Here is a 25,566-nt window from a genome sequence, read left to right on the forward strand (position 1 = left end):
GGCCTTTGGCTTGCAAGAACCCGTTCAGTCGCGCGTCTCGATGGCGCGGTTGATGCCCAGCGCCGCCAGCGTGCACAGCGCACCCGACAGCAGATAGATCCCCAGCGCCACCAGTCCGAAGCGCGAGGACACGCCCAGGGCCACCAGCGGAGCGAATGCCGCGCCCACCAGCCAGGCCATGTCCGAGGACAACGCGGCACCCGTGTAGCGATAGCGTGAGGGGAAGTTGGACGTCACCGTGCCGGCCGCCTGGCCATAGGACAGGCCCAGCAGGATGAAGCCGACGATGATGAACACGTTGTTCCCCATCGTTCCGCTGCCCAACAGCCAGGGCGCAAGGAAGCTGAAGATGCCGATCAGGCAGGCCATTGTGCCCAGCGTGTTGCGCCGGCCCACACGGTCGGCCAGCCAACCCGAGACCATGATGGCGGCAGCCGCACAGAAGGCGCCCACGATCTGCACCCCGAGCACATGGGTCACCGACTGGTCCGAATACAGCGAGATCCAGGAAAGCGGGAAGATGGTCACCAGGTGGAACAGCGCAAAGCTGGCCAGGGCGGCAAACGCGCCGATCACCACGTTGCGTCCCTCGTCGCGCATCAGCGGCAGCACGCCCATGGGCTCCAGCTCACGCTGCTGCAGCAGTTCGGTGTAGGACTGCCCCACGACCAGGCGCAGCCGGGCAAACAGTGCCACGACGTTGATGGCAAAGGCCACGCAGAAGGGATAGCGCCAGCCCCAGCTGAGGAACTCGTCGGCTCCCACATGGGCGTAGATGAAGGCAAACAGCCCTGCCGCGAGCACGAAGCCCAGCGGCGCGCCCAACTGGCCCATCATCGAATACCAGCCCCGCCGGTTCTTGGGCGCCGACATGGCCAGCAGCGACGGCAGGCCGTCCCACGAGCCGCCCAGCGCAATGCCCTGGCCTATGCGCAGCAGCGCCAGCACGATGATGGCATTCACCCCCGCCTGCTGGTAGCTGGGCAGGAAGGCCATGCCCACGGTGCACACGCCCAGCAGAAACAGCGCCAGCGTCAGCTTGGTCGCCCGCCCCCAGCGCCGCTGCACCGCCATGGACAGCGCCGTGCCCAGCGGCCGGGCTACGAAAGCCAGCGAGAAGATGGCGAACGACATCAGCGTGCCGTCGAGCTTGGAAAGGTAGGGAAACAGCAGTGCCGGGAAGACCAGCACGCAGGCGATGCCGAACACGAAGAAGTCGAAGTACTCCGAGGATCGCCCGATGATCACGCCGACGGCGATTTCGTTGGGCGTGACATCTTCGTGGGTGTCGGCGCGGGACAGAGATTCTTTGCTCTCATAGCTTCCGCCGGGGAAGCTTGCAGTTGTGTCGAGGCCGCTCATAGATGGATGCTCCTTGTCTCGTCTCACTGACAGCTCTGTTCTACGCCCTCGCTTGATCTGGCGCAAGGCGGTTTCCACCTCGACCGGCCTCGGTGTTTGTCCTGCTGCGCGCGACGCGAAAATGCGGCCTCCGGACCGCCAGGCGCCTGCCGTGCACCCGCCCAGGTAGCAGAAAGTTCCCGGCTTCTCCTTGACGTTGGACAAAATGTCCAATGGACAAATTTATACTTCGTAATACATTTGCCCGGATCTTGTAATCCGCGTTTCTATGTAAACGCGCTCTTGTTGCGCCCCTAGCATGCTAAAAATCAAGGAACTCCGTGGGCCTGCGTGGCTCACCGCGGCCGCTTTGACAGCCAGTCTCACTGGCTGCAGCAAAGCCGTCGTGCTCAACCCCGCCGGCGACATCGCCGCGCAGCAAGGCAACTTGGTGGTCACGGCCACCTTGCTGATGCTGATCATCATCATCCCGGTGATCATCCTCACGCTGCTTTTCGCCTGGAAATACCGCCAGTCGAACACCGAGGCCCACTACGACCCCGAATGGCACCACTCCACCACGCTGGAGCTGGTGATCTGGTCCGTGCCGCTGATGATCATCATCGCGCTGGGCGCCATCACCTGGATCAGCACCCACAAGCTGGACCCCTACCGTCCGCTGGACCGCGTCTCGGCCACCAAGCCGCTGAGCACCGATGTCAAGCCGCTGGAGGTGCAGGTCGTGGCCATGGACTGGAAGTGGCTGTTCTTCATCCCTGAAAAAGGCATCGCCACCGTCAACGAGCTGGCCGCTCCCGTGGATCGTCCCATCCACTTCAAGCTGACCGCCACCTCGACGATGAACTCCTTCTACGTGCCTGACCTGGCCGGCATGATCTATGCCATGCCCGGCATGCAGACCGAGCTGAACGCCGTGATCAACAAGCCCGGCGTGTTCCACGGCCTGGCATCGCACTACAGCGGCGCCGGCTTCTCGGGCATGACGTTCAAGTTCCATGGCCTGAGCAACGAAGAGTTCGATCAGTGGGTTGCCAAGGCCAAGTCCGAAGGCAAGGCCCTGACGCGCGATACCTACCTGAACCTGGTCAAGCCCAGCGAGCGCAACCCGGTCGAGCGCTTCGCCACGGTGGACGAAGGCCTGTACGACAAGGTGCTCAACCGCTGTGTCGAAGAAGGCAAGATGTGCATGCATCACATGATGGCCATCGACGCTGCCGGCGGCGAAGCCTATCTCAAGGCCGTGGGCATGAACCTGCCCCAGGATGTGTGCACGGTGCAAAACGCCGACCGCGTCGTGGCCTTCCTGGACCAGCGCGACGGCTCCGCAGCCGCTGCGCAGCAATAAGCAGTTAGCGGACGCGGACGACGGCCAGACCGCCGCCCGCTCCCATCACGACCTAAGAGACTCGATATGTCTGAACATACCTCCCCGGCACAGGCCCACTGGCTGCTGGGACGCATCACTTGGGACTCCATCCCGATGGCGCATGAGCCCATCGTGCTGGCGACCTTCATCGCCGTGGTGCTCGGCGGCCTTGCCGTGCTGGGCCTGCTCACCAAGTTCCGCCTGTGGGGCCCGCTGTGGCGCGACTGGCTGTGCAGCATCGACCACAAGAAGATCGGCATCATGTACATGATCCTCGGTCTGGTCATGCTGCTGCGCGGCTTTGCCGACGCGCTGATGATGCGCCTGCAGCAGGCCATGGCCTTCGGCGACAACCTGGGCTACCTGCCTCCGCACCACTACGACCAGATCTTCACGGCCCACGGCGTGATCATGATCTTCTTCGTGGCCATGCCCTTCGTGACCGGCCTGATGAACTATCTGGTGCCGCTGCAGATCGGCGCCCGCGACGTGTCCTTCCCGTTCCTGAACAACTTCAGCTTCTGGATGACCACAGGCGGCGCCGTGCTGGTGATGATCTCGCTGTTCCTGGGCGAGTTCTCCACCTCCGGCTGGCTGGCACTGTCCAACCTGGGGGCGCAGAACCCCGGGGTCGGGCTTGACTACTACATCTGGGGATTGCAGGTGGCCGGCGTCGGCACCACGCTGTCAGGCATCAACCTGATCGTGACCATCATCAAGATGCGCGCACCCGGCATGAACCTGATGAAGATGCCCGTCTTCACCTGGACCGCCCTGTGCACCAACGCGCTGATCGTGGCCTCGTTCCCCATCCTGACCGCAGCCCTGGTGCTGATGTCGCTGGACCGCTACGTCGGCACGAACTTCTTCACGAACGAGCTGGGCGGCAACCCCATGCTGTACGTGAACCTGATCTGGATCTGGGGCCACCCCGAGGTCTACATCCTGATCCTGCCCTGCTTCGGCATCTTCTCGGAGATCGTCTCCACCTTCAGCCGCAAGCGCCTGTTCGGCTACACCTCCATGGTGTACGCGACGGTGTGTATCACCATCCTGTCCTACCTGGTCTGGCTGCACCACTTCTTCACCATGGGCTCCGGCGCCAGCGTGAACACCTTCTTCGGCATCACGACGATGATCATCTCGATCCCGACGGGCGCCAAGATCTTCAACTGGCTGTTCACCATGTATCGCGGCCGCATCCGCTTCACGGTGCCGATGCTGTGGACCGTGGGCTTCATGTGCACGTTCGCCATCGGCGGCATGACCGGCGTGCTGCTGGCCGTTCCCCCGGCCGACTTCGTGCTGCACAACAGCCTGTTCCTGATCGCCCACTTCCACAACGTGATCATCGGCGGCGTGGTGTTCGGTGTGTTCGCCGGCATCAACTTCTGGTTCCCCAAGGCCTTCGGCTACAAGCTCGACGAGTTCTGGGGCAAGTGCTCGTTCTGGTTCTGGCTGGTCGGCTTCTGGGTCGCCTTCACACCGCTGTACGTGCTGGGCCTGATGGGCGTGACACGCCGTGCCAACCACTTCGAGGACCCCTCGCTGCAGATCTGGTTCGTGATCGCCGCCCTGGGCGCCGGTCTGGTGGCACTGGGCATCGGCAGCTTCCTGATCCAGCTGGTGGTCAGCTACTTCAAGCGCGACCAGCTGCGTGACGTGACCGGCGACCCATGGGAAGGCCGCACGCTGGAGTGGGCCACCTCCTCGCCCCCTCCCCAGTACAACTTCGCCTTCACGCCCGTGGTGCATGAGATCGATGCCTGGTGGGACATGAAGAAGCACGGCTACCAGCGTCCGCTGACCGGCTTCAAGCCCCTCCACATGCCGTCCAACACCGGCGCCGGCGTCGTGATCGCAGCGCTGTCCACGGTCTTCGGCTTCGCGATGATCTGGCACATGTGGCCCCTGGCCATTGCGTCGTTCGCCGCCACCGTGCTGGCGTCGATCATCCACACGTTCAACTACAAGCGCGACTACTACATCCCCGCCGCAGAAGTCGCGGCCACGGAAGAACTGCGCACACAACAGCTGGCACGTCATGTCTGATACCCGTTACACCGCAGGCGGCGCTGCCGCCCTGGCCCCGCGCGAGTACCACCTCGCCGAGGAGCCCCATCCCGAAAACGGCACCGCTCTGGGCTTCTGGCTCTACCTGATGAGCGACTGCCTGATCTTTGCAGCGCTGTTCGCCACCTATGGCGTGCTGGGCCGCAACTACGCTGCAGGCCCCACGGGCGCCCAGCTGTTCGACCTGCCCCTGGTGGCGATGAACACGGCCTTCCTGCTGCTGTCGTCCATCACCTTCGGCTTCGCCATGCTGCAAAAGCAGCAGGGCAAGCTGGGCGGCACCCAGCTGTGGCTGGCCATCACCGGCCTGTTCGGCCTGTGCTTCCTGGGCCTGGAACTCTATGAGTTCTCCCACCTGCTGCACGAGGGCGCAGGCCCGCAGCGCAGCGCCTTCCTGTCCTCGTTCTTCACGCTGGTGGGCACCCACGGCCTGCACGTGAGCTTCGGCCTGATCTGGCTGGTCACGCTGATGATCCAGATCAACAAGCACGGCCTGACGCACGAGAACAACCGCCGCCTGATGTGCCTGTCGATGTTCTGGCACTTCTTGGACGTGGTCTGGATCGGCGTCTTCACTTTTGTTTACCTGATGGGGGTGCTGTAAATGGCTGCACACGACATCCACGCCGGCCATGGCCACGGTCACCACGACCATCACGGCCATGACGATCACCACCACGACGCAGGCCCGCACAGCACGTTCTCGGGCTATATGTGGGGCTTCGTGCTCTCGATCATCCTGACGGCCATCCCGTTCTGGCTGGTGATGAGCAATGTCATCTCGGACCGTGCAACGGCCGTGATGGTGCTCGGCGGCTTCGCCGTGGTGCAGATCCTGGTCCACATGGTCTTCTTCCTGCACATGAACGGCAAGATCGAAGGCGGCTGGACCCTGCTGTCCACCATCTTCACCGTGGTCTTCGTGGCCATCGGCATTGCGGGCACCCTGTGGGTCATGTTCCACATGAACACCAACATGATGCCCCAGCACACCATGCCGGCCGACCCTGCCGCGCAGACGGCTCCGGCCTCGGTCACGCCTTGACCGCATCCGGAAACTCCGGGCCCTCCAGCCACGCCGGCGCATCGCGCCGGCGTGGCCCACTCGCTCAGGCGATGCTCATCTCGGTGGGCATCGCCTTGTTTTTGGGTTTCATCTTCCTGGGCAGCTGGCAGGTCCAGCGCCGTGCCTGGAAGCTGGACTTGATAGAGCGCGTGGACCAGCGCGTGCACGCCGCGCCCGCTGCCCTGCCCCCGCCCGCCGAATGGCCGCAGATCACGGCCGCCGACCACGAGTACCGCGCCGTGCAGGCCAGCGGCCACTGGCTGGCCGGCAAGACCGTGCTGACCCAGGCCGTGACCGAATTGGGCGCCGGCTTCTGGGTGCTGACGCCGCTGCAGATGGAGGACGGCAACCAGGTGCTGGTGAACCGGGGCTTCATTCCCACAGCGCAGCGCGCGCGCTGGCAGGATCAGCCCGCACAGGCGCCCCAGGACCCGGTGACGGTGGCCGGCCTGCTGCGCATCAGCGAGCCGCGCGGCGGCTTCCTGCGCGAGAACGATCCCGCGCAGCAGCGCTGGTTCTCGCGCGATGTGGCGGCCATTGCTCAGGCCCAGGGCCTGGACCATGCAGCCCCCTACTTCATCGACGCAGGCCTGCCGGGCCAGCCCGTGGCAGACGGCACCTGGCCGCGCCCAGGCATGACCGTGATCCGCTTCCCCAACAGCCATCTGGTCTATGCGCTGACCTGGTACGGGCTGGCGCTGATGGTGGTCGGCGCGGCCTGGCTGGTCAGGCGCAATGACCGGCAGGCAAGCAGCAAGCCGTAAAGCCGTAGAGCCGTAAAGCCGTAAAGCCGTCGCTGCAGGCAACAAGGCCACCGATGACATCGGTGGCCTTTTTTACGCCAGTACTCTACAAGACCCTGCCGCGCCACGGCTGCCTGCGGTAGCGCACAATCGCCCGCGTGAATTCGCCTTCAGAGTCCCTGTTCCGCGTCGAGCGCACCACCGAACGCCAGAACATGCAGCTGCTGATACAGCTGCGCTGGTTCGCCGTGGTCGGGCAGGTGATCACCATCTCCCTGGTGCACTACGGCTTCGGCATCACCCTGCCGCTGCCGGCCATGGCCCTGGTGCTGATGGCCAGCGTCTTCACCAATCTTGGCTACATCTACTGGTACCGCAGCCACCGCCGCCAGATCTCGGCGCGCAACCTGTTCCTGGCCCTGCTGGCCGACGTGCTGGCACTGGCCATACAGCTGTATTTGAGCGGCGGCGCCAGCAATCCCTTCATCTATCTGTTCCTGCTGCAGGGCATTCTGGGCGCCGTGCTGCTCAGGCCCGTGCACGCCTGGATCATTGTTGCCAGCACCTCGCTGTGCACCCTGGTGCTGGCCATCGTGCACTGGCCCCTGCCCATTGGCGCTGCAGGTCCCGACGGGCTGCCCGGCCTGTACGTGAGCGGCATTCTGATCAGCTTCGGGCTGACCACGGTGCTGCTGGTGGTCTTCCTGCGCCGCATCGTCTCCAACCTGCGCCGGCGTGACGCACGGCTGGCCAACATGCGCCAGCGTGCCAGCGAAGAGGAGCACATCGTGCGCATGGGCCTGCTGGCCACGGGCGCGGCGCACGAGCTGGGCACGCCGCTGTCCACCATGTCCGTCATCCTGGGCGACTGGCAGCGCATGCCCGCCATCACGCAAGACCCCGACCTGCTGGCCGACCTGCAGGAAATGCAGCAGCAGCTGCTGCGCTGCAAGTCCATCGTCTCCAGTGTGCTCATGTCGGCCGGCGAGACCCGCGCCGATGCGCCACAGGCCACCACGCTGCGCGCCTTCATGGACGGCGTGGTCGCGCACTGGCAGTCACGCCACGCCGTGGAGCATTTCGACTATGTCCAGGCCGACGAGGACTTCCCCATTCTTTCCGATACCGCGTTGCAGCAAATGGTTTGCAATGTGCTCGACAATGCGGCCGAAGCCTCCCCCCGCCATGTGGCGCTGCACCTGGCCGTGCGCACCGGCATGCTGTGCATCACCGTGCGCGACAAGGGACCGGGCTTTGCACCCGCCGTGCTGGAACAGCTGGGCCAGCGCCATATCTCCACCAAGACGGAGCGCCCGGGCCGGGGGCTGGGCCTCTTCCTGGTGCTCAACGTGGCGCGCTCGCTGGGCGGACGCGTTCAGGTGAGGAACACCCCGCCGCGGGGCAGTGAGGTGGAGATCCGCCTGCCCCTGTCATCGATTGCCATTGAACCCGGCGCCTGAAGCGGCGCCCACAGGAACCCGAATCGCCCATGGACAGCTCCCGCCTCCTGCTGCTGGTTGAAGACGATGCGACCTTTGCGCGCACGCTGACGCGCTCGTTCGAGCGGCGCGGCTACCGCGTGCTGCAGGCCGCCAGCGCCGAGGAAGTGCGCGAGCTGCTGCAGACGCACTCGCCGCAATACGCCGTCATGGACCTCAAGCTGGCGGGCAACGCGTCGGGCCTGAGCTGCGTGCAGATGCTGCACCAGCACAGCCCCGAGGCGCTGATCGTCGTGCTCACAGGCTATGCCAGCATTGCCACGGCCGTGGAGGCGGTCAAGCTAGGCGCATGCCACTATCTGGCCAAGCCCTCCAACACCGACGATATCGAGGCCGCCTTCGGCCGCCTCGAAGGCCGCACCGACGTGGAACTGTCACGCAACCCCACCTCCATCAAGACGCTGGAGTGGGAACACATCCACGAAACCCTGGCCGAGAGCGATTTCAACATCTCCGAAGCTGCCCGTCGCCTGGGCATGCACCGGCGCACGCTGGCGCGCAAGCTGGAAAAGCGGCAGATCAAGTAAGGCGGCAAGCACCAAGACAAACCGGGCCTCAAGGGCCCGGTTTTTCGTTGCGCGGCCATGGCCCTCAGGCCATCAGCCCCATCAGCCCAGCCAGAGGTAGTGATCGATCAGCAGCGCCAGGAACAGCACGCTCAGGTGGATCAGCGAGAAGCGGAAGGTCTTGCGCGACAGCTGGTCCGAGTAATTGCGCCACAGTGCAAAGGCATAGGCACAGAAGCCCACGCTCAGCACCACGGCCACCACCAGGTACAGCCAGGAACTCATGCCGTACATGAAGGGCAGCATGCAGGCCGCAAACAGGATCACCGTGTACAGCAGGATCTGCAGCCGCGTGTACTCGCTGCCATGCGTCACGGGCAGCATGGGCAGGCCGGACTGGCGGTAGTCTTCCACGCGGTACAGCGCTAGCGCCCAGAAATGGGGTGGTGTCCACAGGAAGATGATGAGGAACAGGATCAGCGCCTCGGGACCGACCTGGCCCGTCATCGCGGCCCAGCCCAGCACGGGCGGCATGGCACCGGAGGCACCGCCGATCACGATGTTCTGCGGCGTGGCAGGCTTAAGGATCACCGTGTAGATCACGGCATAGCCCACGAAGGTGGCCAGCGTCAGCCACATGGTCAGCGGGTTGGTGCACAGCAGCAGCACCAGCGCGCCCAGCGTGCACAGGATGGCCGAGAAGGCCAGCGCCTGCTGGCTGCTCAGCTCGCCGCGCGCCGTGGGCCGCCAGGAGGTGCGCTTCATGCGCGCATCGATATGGCGCTCCACCAGGCAGTTGAAGGCGGCCGCCGCGCCCGCCACCAGCCAGATGCCCAGGCAGGCCAGCGCCATGTGCAGCCACTGGTCGGCGTTGGGCCAGCCGGGCACGGCCAGCACCATGCCGATCAGTGCGCAGAACACGATCAGCTGCACCACACGCGGCTTGGTCAGGGCATAGAACTGTGTCCAGCGCGAGGGCTCGACACTCAGGGAAGCTTGTTTACTCATGCAATCTCTCCACGGGCAACCGGCAGACCGTCCCGCAGTGCGCCCGGGCGGCTGGCCGCCAGGCACCAAACAATCACGGTCACCAGCGCAGCTGCGCCGCCCGTATGCAGCACCGCGGCCACCAGCGGCCAATCGAGCACCACGTTCGACAGGCCTGTCAGCACCTGCAGCACCAAAAACGCACCCAGCACGCGGCGCTGCGACGCCAGTGCGGGCACTTCACCCAAACGCCACCACAGCCCGGCCAGCGCAGCCACCACCACATAGGCCGCCAGGCGGTGCAGATAGTGGATGGCCGTGAGGCCCGCAAAGCTGATGTTGCTGCCGTCCTGCAGCATGCCCAACGGACGCCAGATCTGCAGCGCCTGCGAAAAATCCATGGCCGGCCACCAGCTGCCCTGGCAGGTCGGGAAACTGCTGCAGGCCAGCACCGCATAGTTGGTGCTGACCCAGCCGCCCAGCGCCACCTGCAGCACTAGCAGCGCAAGACCCAGCCACAGCCCCGCGCGCAGCGCGGGTGAAATCACGGTCGCCCCTTGCTGACGCGCAGCACGGCTCAGCCCCACGGCGGGCACGCACAGCAAGGCCAGCAGCCCCGTGCCGCCCAGCAGGTGCAGGGTCACGATGGCCGGAAAAAGCTTCATGGTCACGGTCCAGGCGCCAAAGGCGCCCTGCAGGCAGACCCAGAACAGCGCCAGCGTGGGCCACCACGGACTCAGGGCACCGCCTGTGCCCTCCGCCCCTGTACGCTCGGCCCCTGCGCCACCCGCCCTGCCCAGGCGCCGCGCGCGCCGCCAGGCCATGATGGTCATGGCGATGATGAGCACGCCCACGGTGGTTGCCAGATAGCGGTGGACCATCTCTATCCATGCCTTGCCATGCGTCACCGGCCCGGTGGGCATGGCGGCCTGCGCCTCGGCAATCTGCGCGCGGGCGCCCATGGGGCTGGCACTGCCATAGCAGCCCGGCCAATCGGGGCAGCCCAGGCCGGAATCGGTCAGGCGGGTGAAGGCGCCGAACAGCACCAGATCGAAGGTCAGGAACAGCGTGAGCACCGACAGCGCCTGCAGTCGCTTGAGCGAGCCGCTGCTGCGGTTGCGCAGCCACACCCAGGCCAGGGGGCCCAGCGCCAGCAACAGGCCCAGCAGCATCAGCTCCAGAACGGGGGCCAGATCGTACAGCGCCTGTTCGCTCACGCCCGCCCTCCGCAGCGCGGCATGCACCACACGGCATGGCCCACGGGCAAGCCGAAAGGCAATGCCGCAGGCGCATCCGGGTGGCGACAGCAGATCTTCATAAATGAGAGCAATTTGACGAGAAGGCTCAGCCCCATGCGCGAGATTGGATCGCAGGCCGGGCCTACAGAGAATCAGGACATGCACCCAGATACCGGCTGCGGGACCGCGCCCCATGCACAAGGCCCGCCAAGCGGGCCCGGTCGCTGCAACTTTCAGAGCAGCATGTCTTTGATATGAAACAATTCTACTTGGCTGCGAACCGCTCAATCGCCCACGCATGCAGTGCCCCTAGATCGCAGCCAGCTTCTTTTGGCCGGTGCGATGCGGCTTGAGCCTGGCGCACACGAATTTCCACAGGACCCTGCCCAAGGCGTCGGCGGCCCAGCTTTACACGACTGCTCAGATTCGCTCAGATTCAGACACCTCGCGTTCCTTAGATTGGTGGTTTCACTTGGGAACCGGCAACTGCCGGGTGAGGCCATGATTGCAGGAGGCTCGTGGACTGTGCTTGATGGGCACGGAAACGAAATCGGGCGTGTCGAAGGCGATGAATTCGTCCGTTGCGGGACCAGGCCCATCTACCGCATCGATGGACCGGCGCTGTACTCCATGGACGGTTCGGCCAGACTGATGGGCTTTATCGAAGGGACCGAGGTCAGAACGCGGCAAGGCCGGATCTTCCTCAAATTTCTCGCACATTGAGCGGCACTGCTCAGATTTGCTCATCTTCGGCCAGTCGAAGCCAGGGAGACTCCACGTCCAAGAAAACCTCCAGGCAATGGACCTCTTTTTCGTGCGCGTGCTCTCCAACAACGATTTCAATGCCTTCTGGGACGGCATCGCCCAGGACAAGCCCCTGAAGACGCCCGACAAGGGACGCACCGCGTCCTTCACTGTCATCCGCCGCAGCGACAGCGGCCTGGAAGTCAGAACGCACAAGGGCAACACGGTGCGCATAAGGCGGGAAGCCTTCGGCGCCGTGCTGCGCCATCTGGCCCAGGAGCATCACGGCGCCGAGCGGCCCTGCATCGTGGCCTCCAGCCAGCACCGGCCCGGCTTTCTGGGCTTTGCGGCCAAACAGGCCAACGACAACGCAGCCGTGGTGATCACCTACATCCTGCCCATACTGCAGGACGCAGGACTTGTGGAAATCGACGGCAACCGGCCCAACAGGACCTGGCTGCTTTGAACAACTGCACAGCCTTCGGCCTTCTGCGCCGGTCGATGACAATCTATGTCAATTCATTCATAGCCAATCACTAAGGCGCACAGATAATTGCCGGCATTCGTGTGAATCGTGAGAAGGGTCCGGGCCACGCTCGGCGCCCTTCGATGCTGGAGGATTGGCAGATGAGCGCCCCGGAAATGGAGGCCATACAGGAGCGGCTGAAGAAGCTGCGGGCCGACGAGGTGCTGGTTGCCGAGCAGTTGGACCGGCTGCAGGCCCAAAAGGCTGCGCTGGAGCACAGGCTGGCCATGATCCAGGGCGCCGTGCAGGTGCTTGAAGAGATGCGTCAGGAGCTGGGGCCATGAACCGTGGCAAGCCCGTCTCACCACCCGCATCGCCCCCCGCCTCACCCTGCGCATCGCCCACCTCCACCTTGCCCACCGCCGAAGACTGGCTGGCAAGAATTGCGGCCCTGGATGCCACGCAGCCCTCTCCCGCCCCGCCCCGTTTGCGCAACCCCCGCAAGGCAAAGCGCCGCAGGGCGGTCACCATCGTGGCAATGGCCGTGCTGCTGGGGCTGCTGGCCATCGCCCTGGCCGTGGCGGTGCAGTTGATGTGGGTCAAGTAGCTGTCACACGGCAGCAGCGGAAAGAGCCTTCAAGCGTGAAGCCAACCGAGCCGGGGCTGCTGTATACCCTCACATCCTGGCGAAGTCCCCATATTGTTTGCATGCTCACTTACGCCTAGCATGTGTCCACACTCAACGCAGTGGAGGTGCCATGGCCGATCCCGAAGAACCACTGGAAGTACGCTCAGAACGCTGGCAGTCGCTGAAGGGGCTGGACATCGCCTCCGTGGATCTGGGTCCCATCTGCGTGGTGCTCATGCTGACGCTGATCTGCATGGCCGTGATGATGCTGCTGGCCAAATCCGGCGCCGAGCAAGCACGGCAGGCCCAGCCATCGTCCCAGGCCAAGGGCCCAGCACCCCGACCGAAGCCGGCGCAGCCCGTGACCGAACCCGCCCAGCAACAGACCTGGACGCCGGCCTTGCGCACCTGAGGGCGACCTGAGGGAGACCTAAGGCCGACCTGAGGGCGTCAAGGCCAGGCAGCAGCACCTTCAGAGTTTCACCGAACGTGTCGCAATGAAGGTCGGCACGAACTTCTCGATCACAAAGCGGGCATGGGGCTGCCAGTCTTCATGAAAGCCCGTCAGCACCAGCCCCGCATCCAGCTGGCCGCCGATCTGATCGGCCAGCGTATGGCCGAACACCAGCGCCTCATTGCGCTCCCGCTTGGCATCGATCGCTGCGGGCGGCAAATCCACCACATCGGAATACGGCAGGCGCCGCGCAGGCCGCATGAGCCCTTGCTCGCGCAGCGCGGGATCGCGGTCCTCCACGAAGACCACCGGATTCCAGAAGCTGGACAGAAGGCGCCCACCCTTCGCGAGCACCCGCGCGCATTCACGCCATACGGGCCGCACATCAGGCACGTAGAGGTTGGAGATGGGGTGAAAGATCACATCGAAGCCGGCATCTGCAAAAACGCCCAGATCGCGCATGTCGCCCTGCACGCAGGTCAGCGCAAGGCCTTCGCGCTGCGCCACATGACGGTCCTGTGCAAGCTGCCCGGCGGAGGCATCGAACACGGTGACCTGCGCACCCGCCGCCGCAAGAATGGGCCCCTGCTGGCCGCCGCCGCCGGCAAGGCAGAGGATGCGCAGGCCGCGCACATCATCCAGCCAGCCCGCTGGCAAGGGGCCGGGCGTGAGCCGCGCCTGCCAGCTTCCGGCACGGGCCCGGGCTATTTCAGCGCTGTCGACCGGGCGCGACCAGTCGCAGTCTTTCGCTGCCTGCAGGTTCCAGGCGGCGGTGTTGTGGGCAAGGATATCGATGGGTTCTGTCATGGGCACTCTTTCATAAAGAGGCCGCACGGCGACGCGAGATTGCGTTCAGAAAACGCGGAGCAGTCAACGGGCATGCAGGTGGTGACGCGGGCGTCCGCCGTGGGCCGGGAATGGGCTTCGGGGGGATCGGTCGGACTAGGGTCCGAAGGCGTCACAGGTTCATGTCAGGCTCGCAGCGGTCGCAGGAATGGAAGAGGCAAATTCTAAGACTGCGCAAATTGCACTGTCAAACCACTGCGGCGCGTTCCCCACACGGTCATGCGGAAGTCACAACCGTGAGACGGCTTGGCTGTAAGTTGAACACGCACTCTCGATGGCGCTGGCTTCTGCTGCGCCATGGCGCGCCCGCTGACGACCGGCCTTTCCCAACCCGGCGCCCAATGGATACCGAGGAGCAACACTTTGAAGGAGAGCTATGCGTAGTCCCAAGAAAGGCCGAGAGCCGATCCGGCTCATGGACCTGGCCCCCGCCGTCTTCTGCATCCAGTGCGAACAGGAAAAACCCGCCACAGGAGCCCGCCAATTCCACGCGTGGCATGTGTGCAGCGACTGCTCGCAGAAGTTGGCCCAACTCCCCCCGGCGCAAGCACCCACGGCGCACCACGCGCACTGAGGCAAGCGATTCCCCAAAACGAAAGCCCGCCAGATGGCGGGCTTTCTCATGCCCTCGCGGACATGAGCGGGGGGGGCGGGAGCGGGACGTCGATGCGCGCCTACCAAGGCACAAATATGATCACCAGTGCCACAGCCACGATAGCGGCAACGATGTACATGGTTCGCTTGGTGGCGAACCGGTTGCGGGACGACGAGGTGGGCACTTGGCCCGGGGTGTTGGGAGTAGGTTTGTTCATGGCCTCAAGCATGGTCGCCGCCCGGGACCAGCCCTGTCGGACAAGCACAGCTAAGGCAATCAGCGCAGAGCATGACAAGGGCGTCGGCCTTGGCGCAAGGTGACGCTTCTTAACTGCCGTGGGCTCACTGAGCGCAAGTGGCCAGAAAAGACAAAGCCCGCGGGTGCGGGCTGTTGGTCAGATTTCGAAGGCAGTGCGGTCCACTGCATCCTTGATCCACGCAGGAGGCTTGCCCCGGCCGGTCCACGTTGCGCCAGTGGACGGATCACGGTACTTGGGCACGCCTGCACCGACGGGCGACTTGCGCTTGCCCGTGCTGAACACATCTTCCTGGGTCAATTGGAATTGCTGGACGAGCTCGCGAACCTTGGCGATGGCCCCGCCTTTTTCGGCTTTCAGGACTTCGGCAATGCGTGCTTCGATCTCTGCCTTTTGCTGCAGGAGCGTCTTGTAATCAGGTGTCATGGACTTTTCTTGGGTTGTATGCTAGCGAGTCAGCATTCTATGCACAAAATGCCGCACTGACATACCTTTGCATCGCAAACCGAAGGTTGCGGACGCAACAACACTCTCAACCTCCAGAGGTATAGAGTGGCGCAATGAACAAAGCACTGGAACTCTCAGGCATCGCGCTGGTGGCCCTGGTGGCACTGGCACTCAGCGCATGCACCCAACAGAAGCTGGCACCCTCCGTGCGCATGGCCAATCCCGCATCGGTCTATTGCGGTGAAATCGGCGGACAAGTTCGGATGGAGAAGACGCCCCAGGGCCAGGAAGGCATCTGCGTGCTGCCGAACGGCACGGAAATGGAAGAGTGGACGCTGTACCGCAAGGACCATCCGGCCAAGTAGTGGGATAGCGCTCTGCACGAAACAGACGCAAGCCGTTAACGCCCCGCCGTCACTGCGCGGATGCACAGCGCAAATGCACAGCCATACGCTCGGAGCGGGTGCGAACCCGGCCGCAGTCAAGCCACGTTCCACCTGCATCACGCAGCAGACCTGCAACTTCTTTACCCGACGTAAAGCTTTCCTTCAGAAAAGGTCTGCATACTGGCCAGCAACGGATTCCGCCGAGCCTGGGAATTTTCTCCTCCCTCCCTCTCAAATCCCTTCCCCAGGCACGCCATCACGGCATCGGCATTTTTCTTCCAGGGCCCGCAGCTTCGCCGCTTGCGGGCCCTTTTCGTTGCCCCTTCAACGGCCGCAGCTCCAAGCGGACACCGTGTCGAAAGAACTCATACATACGGGGCATGCTCGACCTACATGAGCACCCTGACTTGGCTCGCACAGCGAAGCCTCACAAGCAGTTGAAATAGCGTCAGTCCCGAGACCCGCAATGCCCTGCTGATGGAGATAAGCATGAGTCAAGTCGTACCGAGTGAGTCTTTCAATCCGGACCCTGATGCCCGCTACCACCGGAGTCTCCTGGATGCCTTTCCGGTAAGGGGCAGCTACCAGCTCATTCAGTTGCGCAGCACCAGATCTCGCAGCCCCTTGCGACGTTTTGCGAAGGCTTGCATTCGGGCGGTTCGCTCACTTGTTCAATGACTTGAAGGAGATTGTGATGCGACATATTTTCCTCACATTTTTCTGGTCCGTGGTGACCCTCATCTCGCTGTACATCTCCACGCTGGCAGGGCCGATGTTCCCCGTCACGAGCTGAAATGCGGTTAACAGCCCGGCCTATGGTTGACTCATGGTTCTCCTCCTGGAATTCATAGGCATGCCCTGAAAAGGGCACCGGACTTTTTCTTCCTCATGCCTGCACTTCGCAGGCATTCACAAGCCCGCAGCACCGCTGACGGGCTTCTTTTTTGTGGGGGCCGTTTCTTGCGGCTTCGGCACGCTTTGCAGAGATGCAAGGCGGGCATGCATCGAGTGCGCACAGCGAAGTGCCAGCGGCACCAAGGTTCAGCAGAGGCTTGTGCCGGTGCGGCATGAAGGACAGGATGTTGAAGATGCGGACCGCTCCGCATTGGGTCAAATGCCGGCATCGCGTAAGATGCTGATCCACCAGTAGAAGCGGGCGTCGTTCAATGGCAGGACCTGAGCTTCCCAAGCTCATGATGAGGGTTCGATTCCCTTCGCCCGCTCCAGATTTCCTGGAGCAAAGTCCATCAGTCCCGGATACACATCCGCCACTGATATCCCACGGACCGCCTTCCGCGCGGGCCCGATCTCTCCCCCGCCGACCTTTCCCCCGCTTTTCTCCGCGACATTTTTTCGCTCCCCCGCGACGGATCCGTGCTGCCCGCGCGTTGAACGCAATAAGGCCGCCTGATGTGGCCGATGCAGGAGTCTTTCATGTCCTCATTGCGTTTGACTGTTCGCCGCGCCGTCCGTCCGCTTGCGCTGGCGCTTGCCGCCGGCAGCCTGGCCGCGCTGGCCGGCTGCGTGGTAGCGCCTGTTGCGCCGGTGGCGCCCGGCCCCTATGTGGTGCCGCCGGGCGTCGCCTATGTGGCGCCTGCCTATCCGATGCCCAGCGTCGGCTTCGTATGGCAATACCACCCGCGCTACGGCTGGGGCTGGCACCATCCGGTCTACGGCTGGCATCGCGGCTGGCGTTGAGCCGCGCGACACTGGCTGACCCCGCCACTACACCGATGCCCTTTGGCTGAAATCGATGACCCGGATGCCGACCTGCTGGCGAGACTGGCCCGCGGTGAGCCGCAGGCCGCCCGCGAACTGGTGGAGCGCAAGCTGCCACGCATGCTTGGTCTGGCCCAGCGCCTGCTGGGCAACCGGGCCGAGGCTGAAGAGGTGGCGCAGGAAGGCCTGGTGCGCGCCTGGCAGCAGGTGGGCCACTGGCGGCCGGGCCAGGCCCGCTTTGACACCTGGCTGCATGAGGTGGTGCTCAACCTGTGCCGCGACCGGCTCCGCCGGCGCGCGGTGCGGCGCGAAGAAGCGCTGGACGAGCACGCCGAAGCCGCCGCCTTCTCCGACCCCGGCCCCACACCGGAGCAGCAGCTGGACCACGCGCAGCACAGCGCCCGGGTCGCCGCTGCCCTGGATGCACTGCCGCCGCGCCAGCGCGAGGCGCTGGTGCTGCACTACTACCAGGCGCTGCCCCAGGCCGAGGCGGCAGCACTCATGGGCGTCTCCGTGGATGCCCTGGAAAGCCTGCTGGCCCGTGCGCGGCGCAGCTTGCGCGCCCGCCTGCAGGACGCAAGCACGAGCGCAATCGCTGCACCCGCACCCGCACCCGCACCCGCAGACCCTGGAGGATCACCACCATGACGCCAGAACGCTTTGAACAATTGGCCGACGCCTGGGGCGCCGACCTGCGGCGCTGGCCGGCACAGGAGCAGGCTGCGGCACGCGCGCTGATGGAACAGCCGACCTTTGCGCCTGCGGCCCGGGCCTTGCTCGCCCGTGCAAACGAACTCGACACGCTGCTGGGCAGCCATGCCGTCGCGCCCCCCAGCGCAGCGCTGGCAAGCGCGGTGCTGGCCGGCTTGAAAGCTCGCCCAGGCATGGCGACTGCGCCCGGCCAACCATCGCCGCATGCATGGCCGCAGCCCCGTGGTACTGCGCCCGCACGGCCGGTGCGTGCCAGCGGCCGCAAGCCCTGGCATGGCTGGTGGTCCGGCGCCAGCATCGCCGGTGCGGGCCTGGCCGGTGTGGCCGCAGGCGCTCTGGCCGTGGCCTTGCTGATAGGCACGGCCTTGCCCACGGCCCGGCCGGCACAGTCCGAAGGCGGCTGGTGGCCCGGCACCGCCTTCGACACGGGCGGCGCCTTGGTGGAAGGAAGCGAGGAATGACGATGAACGAATCCCCCATCGGCGATGCCCCCCGCACGACGCACCTGCGCCGCTGGCTGTGGGCCTCTGCCCTGCTGAATCTGTTTCTGGTGGGCGGCATTGCCGGTGGCACCTGGCGCTGGTGGGCACACCAGGCCGAGGCCAGGTCGGTAGCCACATCCACGCAGACAGGAACGCCCACCGGAGCACCGGCAGGCAGCTCCCCGGCCACTGCGCGCGGACTGCGCTTTGCCGCAGACGGCCTGCCGCCCGAGCGGCGCCAGGCTTTCCGTACAGGACTGCGTGAAGTGCGGCGCGAGGCTGCTGCGCTGACCCAGGGCAGCCGCGAAGGCCGCACCGAGGTGGTTCGACTGCTGGCTGCGCCGCAGTTCGATCGCGCTGCCGTCGAGGCTGCATTGGCACGCACCCGGGCCGCCGACACGGCGGTGCGCGAGCGCGTGGAAGCGCACGTGGTCGACTTCGCGGCACAGCTCACGCCGGCCGAGCGACAGACACTGGTGCAGGGGCTGGCAGCGCAGCAAGGCCCCTTCCATGTGCCCGCATCTCCGGCCAGGCGCTGAGGAGCACAGGACGCGCCTGCCACGCTCGCCACGCCCGCGATTTTTCGAGGTGAAGCCATGAATTCTGCCGCCATCGCCCTGAACCGCTTCGGCCTGGGCGCCCGCCCTGACGAAGCACTGCCCGCCGACCCGCAGCGCTGGCTGCTGGACCAGTTCGCGCGCTACCAGGCACAGCCCCCTGCCTGGGCCGGTCACGCGGACACGGACGCGTTGCTGTCCGACTACCAGTCCCGGCAGCGCGAGCTGCGCAGCCTGCCTGAAGACCAGCGCGCCGCCGCCCGCCAGCAGCTGCGCCGTGGCGCACGCAACGGCTACCTGGACGCAGTGAACGCGCGCCTGGCCAGCGCCATCGACACACCCGCGCCGTTTGTGGAACGCCTGGTGCATTTCTGGTCGAACCACTTCGCGGTCTCGGTGGAAAAGCCCGTGGTGCTCGACCTGGCCGGCGCCTACGAGGCCGAGGCCATACGCCCGCACGTGCTGGGCCGCTTCGAGGACCTGCTGCTTGCCGCCGTGCGCCACCCGGCCATGCTGGTCTATCTGGACCAGGCCCAGTCGGTGGGACCCGCCAGCCCCGCTGCACAGCGCGCCGCCCGGCGCAACCCGGACAAGACACGCGGCCTGAACGAAAACCTGGCGCGGGAAATCATGGAGCTGCACACCCTGGGCGTGCGCAGCGGCTACACCCAGCAGGACGTGACCGAGTTCGCCCGCGCGCTCACCGGCTGGAGCCTGGGCAATGACGCAGGCAGCCCGGCCGCCGGCGCCGGCTTCCAGTACCGCCCGGCATTGCACGAGCCCGGACCGCGCCGCCTGCTGAGCCGCAGCTATGCCGCAGGCGGGCAAGAACAGGCGCTGGCCATCCTGCGCGACCTGGCGGCCTCCCCCGCTACCGCGCTCCATGTCGCGACCAAGCTGGCACGGCACTTCGTCGCCGACGATCCGCCGCCCGCGCTGGTGCAGCGCCTTGCGGCCGCCTACCAGCGCAGCGGCGGGGACCTGCCAGCCGTCTACCGCGCGCTGATCGATTCGCCAGAACCCTGGGCCGCGCCAGCCACGAAGTTCAAGACACCCTGGGAATGGGCCGTCTCCTCAATGCGCGCACTGGGTCGGCACGAGTTGAAGGGTGCACAGGCTGCCGGCCTGCTCAACCAGCTCGGCCAGCCGGTGTGGCGGCCTGGCTCGCCGGCCGGCTACGACGACATCGCCGCCAGCTGGGCTGCGCCCGATGCGCTGGTGCGCCGTGTCGAGCTGGCGCAGCGGCTAGCAGCCCAGGCCGGCAACAGCGTCGATGCGCGCGCGCTGGCACCCCGATTGCTGCCCGGCGATGCACTGGGCACGGGCACGGCCGAGGCCATTGCCCGCTCCGAAAGCGGCAGCGGCGCACTCGCGCTGCTGCTGGTCTCGCCCGACTTTCTGCGCAGGTGAACACCATGACCACGATCCATACGACCGCCACGAACATCGCGACCAGCACGATGGCCAGGCGCAATCGCCGACATTTCCTGGGCCTGCTGGCCGCAGGCACCGGGCTGGCACTGGCCGCGCCACACCTGGCGCTGGCGCGTGCAGCCACCGAGCGCCGCTTCGTGTTCATCATCCAGCGCGGCGCGGCCGACGGGCTGGAGACCCTGATTCCCTATGCCGACCCCGGCTACGCCCGGCTGCGCGGCGCCATCGCCGTGGACACGGCTGCGGCCACGCGGCTGGACGGCATGTTCGCGCTGCATGCCTCATTGGCCGAGACCGGTAGGCTCTACGCCCAGGGCCAGGCGCTGTTCGTGCACGCGGTCGCATCGCCCTACAGTGACCGCTCGCATTTCGACGGCCAGAACGTGCTGGAAACCGGAGGCAGCGCGCCCTACCAGATCAAGGACGGCTGGCTCAACCGCCTGGTCGCCCAGTTGCCGCACCGGGAAGAGGCCATTGCCTTCGCGCCCACCGTGCCCATGGCGCTGCGCGGGCCGGCGGAAGTGGCCTCCTACGCGCCTTCCTCCCTGCCCCAGGCCAGTGACGACCTGCTGCTGCGCGTGGCCAGGCTCTACGAGGGCGATGCGCAGCTGCATGCTCTCTGGACTTCCGCCATGGACACGCGCGGCGTGGCCATGGACGGTGGCAACAACCGGCCGCGCCTGGATGGCGCCAGCCTGGGCAAGCTGGCAGCCGGCTTTCTTGCCCGCCAGGACGGGCCGCGCATCGCCATGATCGAAACCGGCGGCTGGGACACGCACAGTGCACAAAACAACCGGCTGGCAGCCCAGCTCAAGAACCTCGATGCACTGATTGCGGCGCTGCATGACGGCCTGGGCAATGCCTGGTCGCAGACCGTGGTGCTGGTGGCCACCGAGTTCGGCCGCACGGCTGCGGCCAACGGCACCGGTGGCACCGACCACGGAACAGGCGCCGTCGCCATGCTGATGGGCGGCGCGGTTCAGGGCGGCCGCGTGCTGGCCGACTGGCCTGGCCTGCAGCCCGGCCAGCTATTGGAGAACCGGGATCTGAAACCGACCACCAGCGTCGATGCGCTGATTGCCTCGGCAGCCGGCGAGTGCTTCGGCATCGACCCGCAGCGGCTGGCGCGCAACCTGTTCCCCCAAGGCCATGCCCTGCCAGGCGGTGTCCCGGCGCGGTCGCTGCCGCCATTGCTGAGAGCCTGAACGCGGGCCGCACGCCAACATGAAAAAGGGCCGACGCCTCAAGGCGGCCGGCCCTTGTGCCATGTGCGCAAGAACTGGCGAGATCTGACCGGTGGCCGCTCAGTGGCCGCTCAGTGGCTGCTCAGTGGCCGCTCAGTGGCCAATCTCACGGCTGACCTGGTTCTCCTGCTGGTTCAGCACATGCTGCTCGCTGCGCGTGATATGACCGCCGTTCTGGCTGGCCATGAGGCGTTCTTCCTGCCGGATCTTGTGGTCCTGCTGGTGCAGCGCAGCCGCCTGGCCATGGCTGATCTCGCCCTTGCGCACTTCGTTGTGGATGCGGCGGTCCTGGTTGGCCAGGCGGCCGTTGACCTCGGCACGGCGCGGATGGGCCTGGTCCCAGGTGGCGGCGGATGCGGCGCTGCCGAGGCCGGCCAACGAAGCAGTGGCAATGACGAGCATGAAGGCTTTGCGCAGGGACATGGTGTTTCTCCTTGAAAGGATGTGGACGGACGTTGCTTGCAGAAAGCCGATGCCGGCTTGCCGCATCACTTCAACGCACGGCCAAGGCCAATCCGTCGCGGATCAAGCAAGTCCATCGTCCATCCGGGGCCGCGCACGCTACATTGGCAAGCACCGTATCCGTCCAACCTCACCAGGCAGCATGCAGGACACCCACTCTTCCGAGAACACCACCGAAGACATCCAGCTGAGCGCCGTGCGCGTGCGGGGCATGAGCGTCTGCGATGGCATCGCACGCATGCACATGGATCTCGAAGCCAGAGGCTCGCCTGATGCCCTGGACGTGATGCACCACTTCTTCAATTACTTCTGGCTCAGCGACCTGGACCTGCCCTATCTCGCCGCGCTTCTGGATCTGCGCAATCCTCAGGTGCGCGCCGTCAGCCTGCGTGAGGACGGCTGGGCGCAGATGGAGCCGGACCAGCGCCAGGTGCGCATCTGCAGTACCTACGGCGATTCACCCTGTGCGCTGATCGCCTGGGAAGAGTTCAGCGCGGCCATGCAGCTCAAGCACCGCTTTCTTGGCCTGATGCGGCGGTATGAGGGACATGGCATCCCTCGCTACAGCGTGTCGGAAGGCTTCAGGGTCCGGCTTCACGCGCCCGGACTTGAGGGGGCCCGCGCACAGGCTCGGTGATCGATGCGGGCCATGCTCGCTCGCATTGCTCAGCTACGGCGCCTCATCCTCCGCGCCCTCGGGCCCTACCCACCAGGCCCAGCTTTCTTCCTCGTCGGGCACGGGCAGTTCGCGGGTCTGCACTGCGTCGATACGGCGCCCGGCGCCACCGGCTTGCCATGCGTTGAGCAAGGCATCGACGGCGGCGCGGTCCACTGCGGCGATGCCCAGGTTGCGATCGGTCTGCCAGGACGGTTCGCCCTCGCGTGGCGAAGCTGCCTCGGCATGCTGGTGGGGCGTGCCGTAGCTGCAGCGCATGCAGTAGTGGCGGATGCTGGCCGTCCAGTCCTCGGCATAGCCGATGCCCGGGGCTTCGGTACCCAGCAATTCCTGCAAGTCCTGCGCATTGGCGCAGGTGATGAAGACCACGAAGGTCTGGAATGCCGAGGGCTCCAGCCGCTGCAGCTCGTTGAAGACCGGCACTTCGCGCTGGCCGTTGAACCGCTGGCCGGTGGAGGCGCCGTCGTGCAGCACGATGTCGCCGAAACGATGGCCGCTTTCGGGCAGCGGCACGTTGAGCAACTGGGCGCGCACGGGGTCGATGCGGCGCATGAACACGGTCTCGCCGCCCTGCCAGGGGTGCAGGCGCACCACGGCCACGCCGTAGTCACCCTCGATGGGCCCCTGCTCGCCGGGCACCTGGATGCCGCAGGCCTTCCACAGCCTGCGCGCCGTGGTCCAGTCGGACAGCGCCGTGGCCGCGATGGCGCCATTCCAGAGGCTGGCTTCATCGTCTTCCCCGGCCAGTGCAATGGCGCGCAGGTTGTGCTCCAGCGATGGCTGCCAATCGCGCTGGTACTTGCGCGCCAGGCCCAGCATGTAGTGGTAGTGGCGGTTGTCCGGCATGTGGGCTGCCAGCGCCTCGAAGGCCTGGGCGGCCTCGGCCAGCGCGCCGCGTTCCATGTCGGCATAGGCCTGGTCGTGCAGGGCTTCGAATTCGTCGGGTGTGGAGGAGGTCACGGTGCTGCGATGGGGCAATGCTGGACAGCGCCAGGCGGCTATCGCACGCCGGGCGACGAGCTGCCCATGTCGACTTTCAGGTCCGGGAAGGAACTGACCATCTGGACCTTGAAGTCGGGGAAGGAGGTGACGATCTTCCACTCACCGCAACTGTCTGCAAAGGAGTCCACCACCTTGACCTTGAGGTCCGGGAAAGAGCTGGTGGCCTGGACCTTGATATCGGGAAAGGAGTGCACGATCTGGACCTTGCCGTAGAGGCGGATGCCTTTGTAGGTGCAGTTTTTCTTGTCGAAGTCTGCGGCGTGAACGAAGGCCGGCAGTGCGAGACAGGCGAGGACAAGGCTGAAACGCGGCAGAAGTGGCATATGCGACAAGGGAGTGGGTCTTGAGAAACAAGCCAGGCCATGGCTTGCGGCCGCCCGCATACTAGCAGGCCGACCCACCCCTGCGAATGACGTCCCGCACATGCCGTCCATCCGTCCTCTGCGCTCCCTGCTTTTGCTGTTTCTGGCGATCTCGGTCGAGGCGCTGGCGCAAGCGCCAGCTCCCGAACCTGTCACCGCGGCTGCGTCTGCCACTGCATCCGCCGATGCTTCCGCCGATGCTTCCGTTTGCAGGCACCGGGCCGACACCGCCTGCCTGCAATCCTTCAACCTGCCGGGCGACGCGGGGCGCATGCGCTACTACGCATCGCAGGCGCCGGGGGCCAGCAACGGCGCCATGCCCCGGTCCGCGCTGGTGGTGATGCACGGGCATCCGCGCGATGCCAACCGCAGCTTCGAGGCCGGCCTGCGGGCCGCCGAAGGCGCGCAGCGGCTGCAGGACACCCTGGTCATCGCCCCGCTGTACCAGGTGCCCGAGGACCAGGCTGCGCATTGCCACAGCCGTGGCGTGCCCGCAGCCGGGAGCGCAGACGCAGTATGGACCTGCGCGGGCTGGCTGGCCGGCGAGCCCTCGCTGGGGCCGCATCCGATAGGTTCTTTCGCCGCGCTGGATGCGCTGGTGGCCGAGCTCGTGCAGCGCTGGCCCGGCCTGCGCAGCGTGACCCTGGCGGGGTTTTCGGCAGGGGCGCAGATGCTGCAGCACAGCGTGGCCTTTGCTGCCGATGCGCCGGGCTCCGTGACCTTGCGCTACGTGATCGCCGACCCGGGCACCTGGCTGTATTTCGATCCCGTGCGGCCACAGCCGCAGATGGCCGGGCAGAGCACCGACTGGGCAGCCTGCGGCACAGGCGCGGCATTTCCGGGGGCGTGCAGCTATGTCTTCCATGCGCCGCCCGCCGCCAGCGCCTGCCCGGGCCATGACCGCTGGAAGTACGGCCTGCAGGACCTGCCCGGCCACCTGGGGCGCGATGCGGCTGCCGCGCGGGCCCGCTATGCGGCCGCGCAGATCGACTACCTGGAAGGCGCCCTGGACAGCAGCGCGGACAAGGGCGCGTTCTATCCCATCCTCGACAAGTCCTGCGCCGCCATGCTGCAAGGCCCGTTCCGGCTGCAGCGAGGCCACGCCTTCGCGGCCTACGAGCGCGAGCTGCTTGCGCCGCAGCGGCCACGCCGCTTCGTCGTGGTGCCGGACTGCGCCCATGATGTGGCTTGCGTGCTGCCGTCCCTGGCGGCGCGGCCCCTGCTGTTTCCACCAGCGCCCTGACCCCGCAACGGA

At 65.8% G+C, this 25,566-nt stretch carries 28 protein-coding genes and 1 tRNA gene; 21 read left to right on the plus strand and 8 right to left on the minus strand.

Translation table 11 applies throughout. The features are described 5' to 3' along the window. Nucleotides 1-24: 24 nt before the first annotated feature. Nucleotides 25-1,362, minus strand: coding sequence for an MFS transporter (locus tag BO996_RS18905; protein ID WP_013802160.1), 1,338 nt, complete (start codon nt 1,360-1,362; stop codon nt 25-27). A gap of 298 nt (nt 1,363-1,660) precedes the next feature. Here BO996_RS18905 and cyoA point away from each other — a divergent pair, with 298 nt between their 5' ends. The 7 genes from cyoA to BO996_RS18940 all read left to right on the plus strand — a co-directional run bounded on the left by cyoA (nt 1,661) and on the right by BO996_RS18940 (nt 8,636). After that, nucleotides 1,661-2,707, plus strand: coding sequence for a ubiquinol oxidase subunit II (cyoA, locus tag BO996_RS18910; protein WP_012205882.1), 1,047 nt, complete (start codon nt 1,661-1,663; stop codon nt 2,705-2,707). Nucleotides 2,708-2,773: 66 nt separating this feature from the next. Further along, nucleotides 2,774-4,780, plus strand: coding sequence for a cytochrome o ubiquinol oxidase subunit I (gene cyoB / locus BO996_RS18915; protein ID WP_071956098.1), 2,007 nt, complete (start codon nt 2,774-2,776; stop codon nt 4,778-4,780). Beyond that, nucleotides 4,773-5,405 (plus strand): cytochrome o ubiquinol oxidase subunit III, encoded by a 633-nt coding sequence (gene cyoC, locus BO996_RS18920; protein ID WP_012205884.1) that lies wholly within the window; start codon nt 4,773-4,775, stop codon nt 5,403-5,405. Before cyoB ends, cyoC begins: the two co-directional genes overlap by 8 nt. Then, the gene (cyoD, locus tag BO996_RS18925) at nt 5,406-5,846 is read left to right on the plus strand and encodes a cytochrome o ubiquinol oxidase subunit IV (RefSeq protein WP_012205885.1); all 441 of its coding nucleotides are present in this window, start codon (nt 5,406-5,408) and stop codon (nt 5,844-5,846) included. Nucleotides 5,847-5,917: 71 nt separating this feature from the next. After that, nucleotides 5,918-6,631, plus strand: coding sequence for an SURF1 family protein (locus BO996_RS18930; protein WP_071956099.1), 714 nt, complete (start codon nt 5,918-5,920; stop codon nt 6,629-6,631). Between the two features lie 137 nt (nt 6,632-6,768). Further along, complete coding sequence (locus BO996_RS18935) at nt 6,769-8,070, plus strand: ATP-binding protein (protein ID WP_013802157.1); 1,302 nt, start codon at nt 6,769-6,771, stop codon at nt 8,068-8,070. Nucleotides 8,071-8,099: 29 nt separating this feature from the next. Then, complete coding sequence (locus tag BO996_RS18940; RefSeq protein ID WP_013802156.1) at nt 8,100-8,636, plus strand: response regulator transcription factor; 537 nt, start codon at nt 8,100-8,102, stop codon at nt 8,634-8,636. Between the two features lie 81 nt (nt 8,637-8,717). On the opposite strand, the gene cyoE is transcribed toward BO996_RS18940, so the two are convergent. Both cyoE and BO996_RS18950 read right to left on the minus strand, forming a co-directional pair. Further along, the gene (gene cyoE, locus BO996_RS18945) at nt 8,718-9,623 is read right to left on the minus strand and encodes a heme o synthase (protein WP_012205889.1); all 906 of its coding nucleotides are present in this window, start codon (nt 9,621-9,623) and stop codon (nt 8,718-8,720) included. After that, nucleotides 9,620-10,819 carry a COX15/CtaA family protein gene (locus BO996_RS18950; protein ID WP_071957155.1) on the minus strand — a complete coding sequence of 400 codons (1,200 nt, stop codon included), beginning with the start codon at nt 10,817-10,819 and terminating at the stop codon, nt 9,620-9,622. Before BO996_RS18950 ends, cyoE begins: the two co-directional genes overlap by 4 nt. An 820-nt stretch (nt 10,820-11,639) precedes the next feature. On the opposite strand from BO996_RS18950, the gene BO996_RS18960 reads away from it, so the two are divergent. The 4 genes from BO996_RS18960 to BO996_RS18975 all read left to right on the plus strand — a co-directional run bounded on the left by BO996_RS18960 (nt 11,640) and on the right by BO996_RS18975 (nt 13,090). Next, nucleotides 11,640-12,050, plus strand: coding sequence for a hypothetical protein (locus BO996_RS18960; RefSeq protein ID WP_013802153.1), 411 nt, complete (start codon nt 11,640-11,642; stop codon nt 12,048-12,050). Nucleotides 12,051-12,211: 161 nt separating this feature from the next. Next, the gene (locus BO996_RS18965) at nt 12,212-12,394 is read left to right on the plus strand and encodes a hypothetical protein (RefSeq protein ID WP_232240374.1); all 183 of its coding nucleotides are present in this window, start codon (nt 12,212-12,214) and stop codon (nt 12,392-12,394) included. Then, nucleotides 12,391-12,657, plus strand: coding sequence for a hypothetical protein (locus BO996_RS18970; RefSeq protein WP_071956101.1), 267 nt, complete (start codon nt 12,391-12,393; stop codon nt 12,655-12,657). Before BO996_RS18965 ends, BO996_RS18970 begins: the two co-directional genes overlap by 4 nt. 151 nt (nt 12,658-12,808) lie before the next feature. Beyond that, nucleotides 12,809-13,090, plus strand: coding sequence for a hypothetical protein (locus BO996_RS18975; protein WP_012205894.1), 282 nt, complete (start codon nt 12,809-12,811; stop codon nt 13,088-13,090). 60 nt (nt 13,091-13,150) lie between these two features. Here BO996_RS18975 and BO996_RS18980 read toward each other — a convergent pair whose 3' ends face one another. Further along, on the minus strand, nt 13,151-13,939 hold the full coding sequence (locus tag BO996_RS18980) for a class I SAM-dependent methyltransferase (RefSeq protein WP_071956102.1): 789 nt from the start codon (nt 13,937-13,939) through the stop codon (nt 13,151-13,153). Between the two features lie 1,028 nt (nt 13,940-14,967). Then, nucleotides 14,968-15,255, minus strand: a complete 288-nt coding sequence (locus BO996_RS18995; RefSeq protein WP_012205896.1) for an H-NS histone family protein — start codon at nt 15,253-15,255, stop codon at nt 14,968-14,970. Between the two features lie 134 nt (nt 15,256-15,389). On the opposite strand from BO996_RS18995, the gene BO996_RS19000 reads away from it, so the two are divergent. From BO996_RS19000 to BO996_RS19040, 8 genes are all read left to right on the plus strand, one after another. After that, complete coding sequence (locus BO996_RS19000) at nt 15,390-15,641, plus strand: putative hemolysin (protein ID WP_071956104.1); 252 nt, start codon at nt 15,390-15,392, stop codon at nt 15,639-15,641. A gap of 1,173 nt (nt 15,642-16,814) precedes the next feature. Then, nucleotides 16,815-16,888: transfer RNA gene (locus tag BO996_RS19010), tRNA-Gly, on the plus strand. Nucleotides 16,889-17,096: 208 nt separating this feature from the next. After that, on the plus strand, nt 17,097-17,360 hold the full coding sequence (locus tag BO996_RS19015) for a hypothetical protein (RefSeq protein WP_071957157.1): 264 nt from the start codon (nt 17,097-17,099) through the stop codon (nt 17,358-17,360). 42 nt (nt 17,361-17,402) lie between these two features. Then, nucleotides 17,403-18,029, plus strand: coding sequence for an RNA polymerase sigma factor (locus BO996_RS19020; RefSeq protein ID WP_071956105.1), 627 nt, complete (start codon nt 17,403-17,405; stop codon nt 18,027-18,029). Further along, the gene (locus BO996_RS19025; protein ID WP_071956106.1) at nt 18,026-18,553 is read left to right on the plus strand and encodes a hypothetical protein; all 528 of its coding nucleotides are present in this window, start codon (nt 18,026-18,028) and stop codon (nt 18,551-18,553) included. Before BO996_RS19020 ends, BO996_RS19025 begins: the two co-directional genes overlap by 4 nt. A gap of 2 nt (nt 18,554-18,555) precedes the next feature. Beyond that, nucleotides 18,556-19,113, plus strand: coding sequence for a periplasmic heavy metal sensor (locus tag BO996_RS19030; RefSeq protein WP_442856931.1), 558 nt, complete (start codon nt 18,556-18,558; stop codon nt 19,111-19,113). Nucleotides 19,114-19,170: 57 nt separating this feature from the next. Next, nucleotides 19,171-20,541 carry a DUF1800 domain-containing protein gene (locus BO996_RS19035; RefSeq protein ID WP_071956108.1) on the plus strand — a complete coding sequence of 457 codons (1,371 nt, stop codon included), beginning with the start codon at nt 19,171-19,173 and terminating at the stop codon, nt 20,539-20,541. A 5-nt stretch (nt 20,542-20,546) separates the two neighbouring features. Further along, entirely contained in the window at nt 20,547-21,770 is a 1,224-nt protein-coding gene (locus tag BO996_RS19040) for a DUF1501 domain-containing protein (protein WP_071957158.1), read from the plus strand. Between the two features lie 132 nt (nt 21,771-21,902). Here the strand turns inward: BO996_RS19040 and BO996_RS19045 are convergent, their stop codons facing one another. Beyond that, complete coding sequence (locus BO996_RS19045) at nt 21,903-22,232, minus strand: hypothetical protein (RefSeq protein WP_071956109.1); 330 nt, start codon at nt 22,230-22,232, stop codon at nt 21,903-21,905. Nucleotides 22,233-22,413: 181 nt separating this feature from the next. Between BO996_RS19045 and BO996_RS19050 the strand changes: the two genes are divergently transcribed. Further along, the gene (locus tag BO996_RS19050) at nt 22,414-22,908 is read left to right on the plus strand and encodes a hypothetical protein (RefSeq protein WP_071956110.1); all 495 of its coding nucleotides are present in this window, start codon (nt 22,414-22,416) and stop codon (nt 22,906-22,908) included. 33 nt (nt 22,909-22,941) lie between these two features. Here BO996_RS19050 and BO996_RS19055 read toward each other — a convergent pair whose 3' ends face one another. Further along, nucleotides 22,942-23,907 (minus strand): hypothetical protein, encoded by a 966-nt coding sequence (locus BO996_RS19055; protein WP_071957159.1) that lies wholly within the window; start codon nt 23,905-23,907, stop codon nt 22,942-22,944. A 38-nt stretch (nt 23,908-23,945) separates the two neighbouring features. Further along, nucleotides 23,946-24,272: a hypothetical protein gene (locus tag BO996_RS19060; RefSeq protein ID WP_225971107.1), complete on the minus strand. Its 327-nt coding sequence runs from the start codon at nt 24,270-24,272 to the stop codon at nt 23,946-23,948. Nucleotides 24,273-24,372: 100 nt separating this feature from the next. Between BO996_RS19060 and BO996_RS19065 the strand changes: the two genes are divergently transcribed. Further along, nucleotides 24,373-25,554, plus strand: coding sequence for a hypothetical protein (locus tag BO996_RS19065; protein WP_083571176.1), 1,182 nt, complete (start codon nt 24,373-24,375; stop codon nt 25,552-25,554). Nucleotides 25,555-25,566: the final 12 nt, after the last annotated feature.

The organism is Delftia sp. HK171 (assembly GCF_001886655.1).
GTDB classification, from domain to species: Bacteria; Pseudomonadota; Gammaproteobacteria; order Burkholderiales; family Burkholderiaceae_C; genus Comamonas; species Comamonas acidovorans.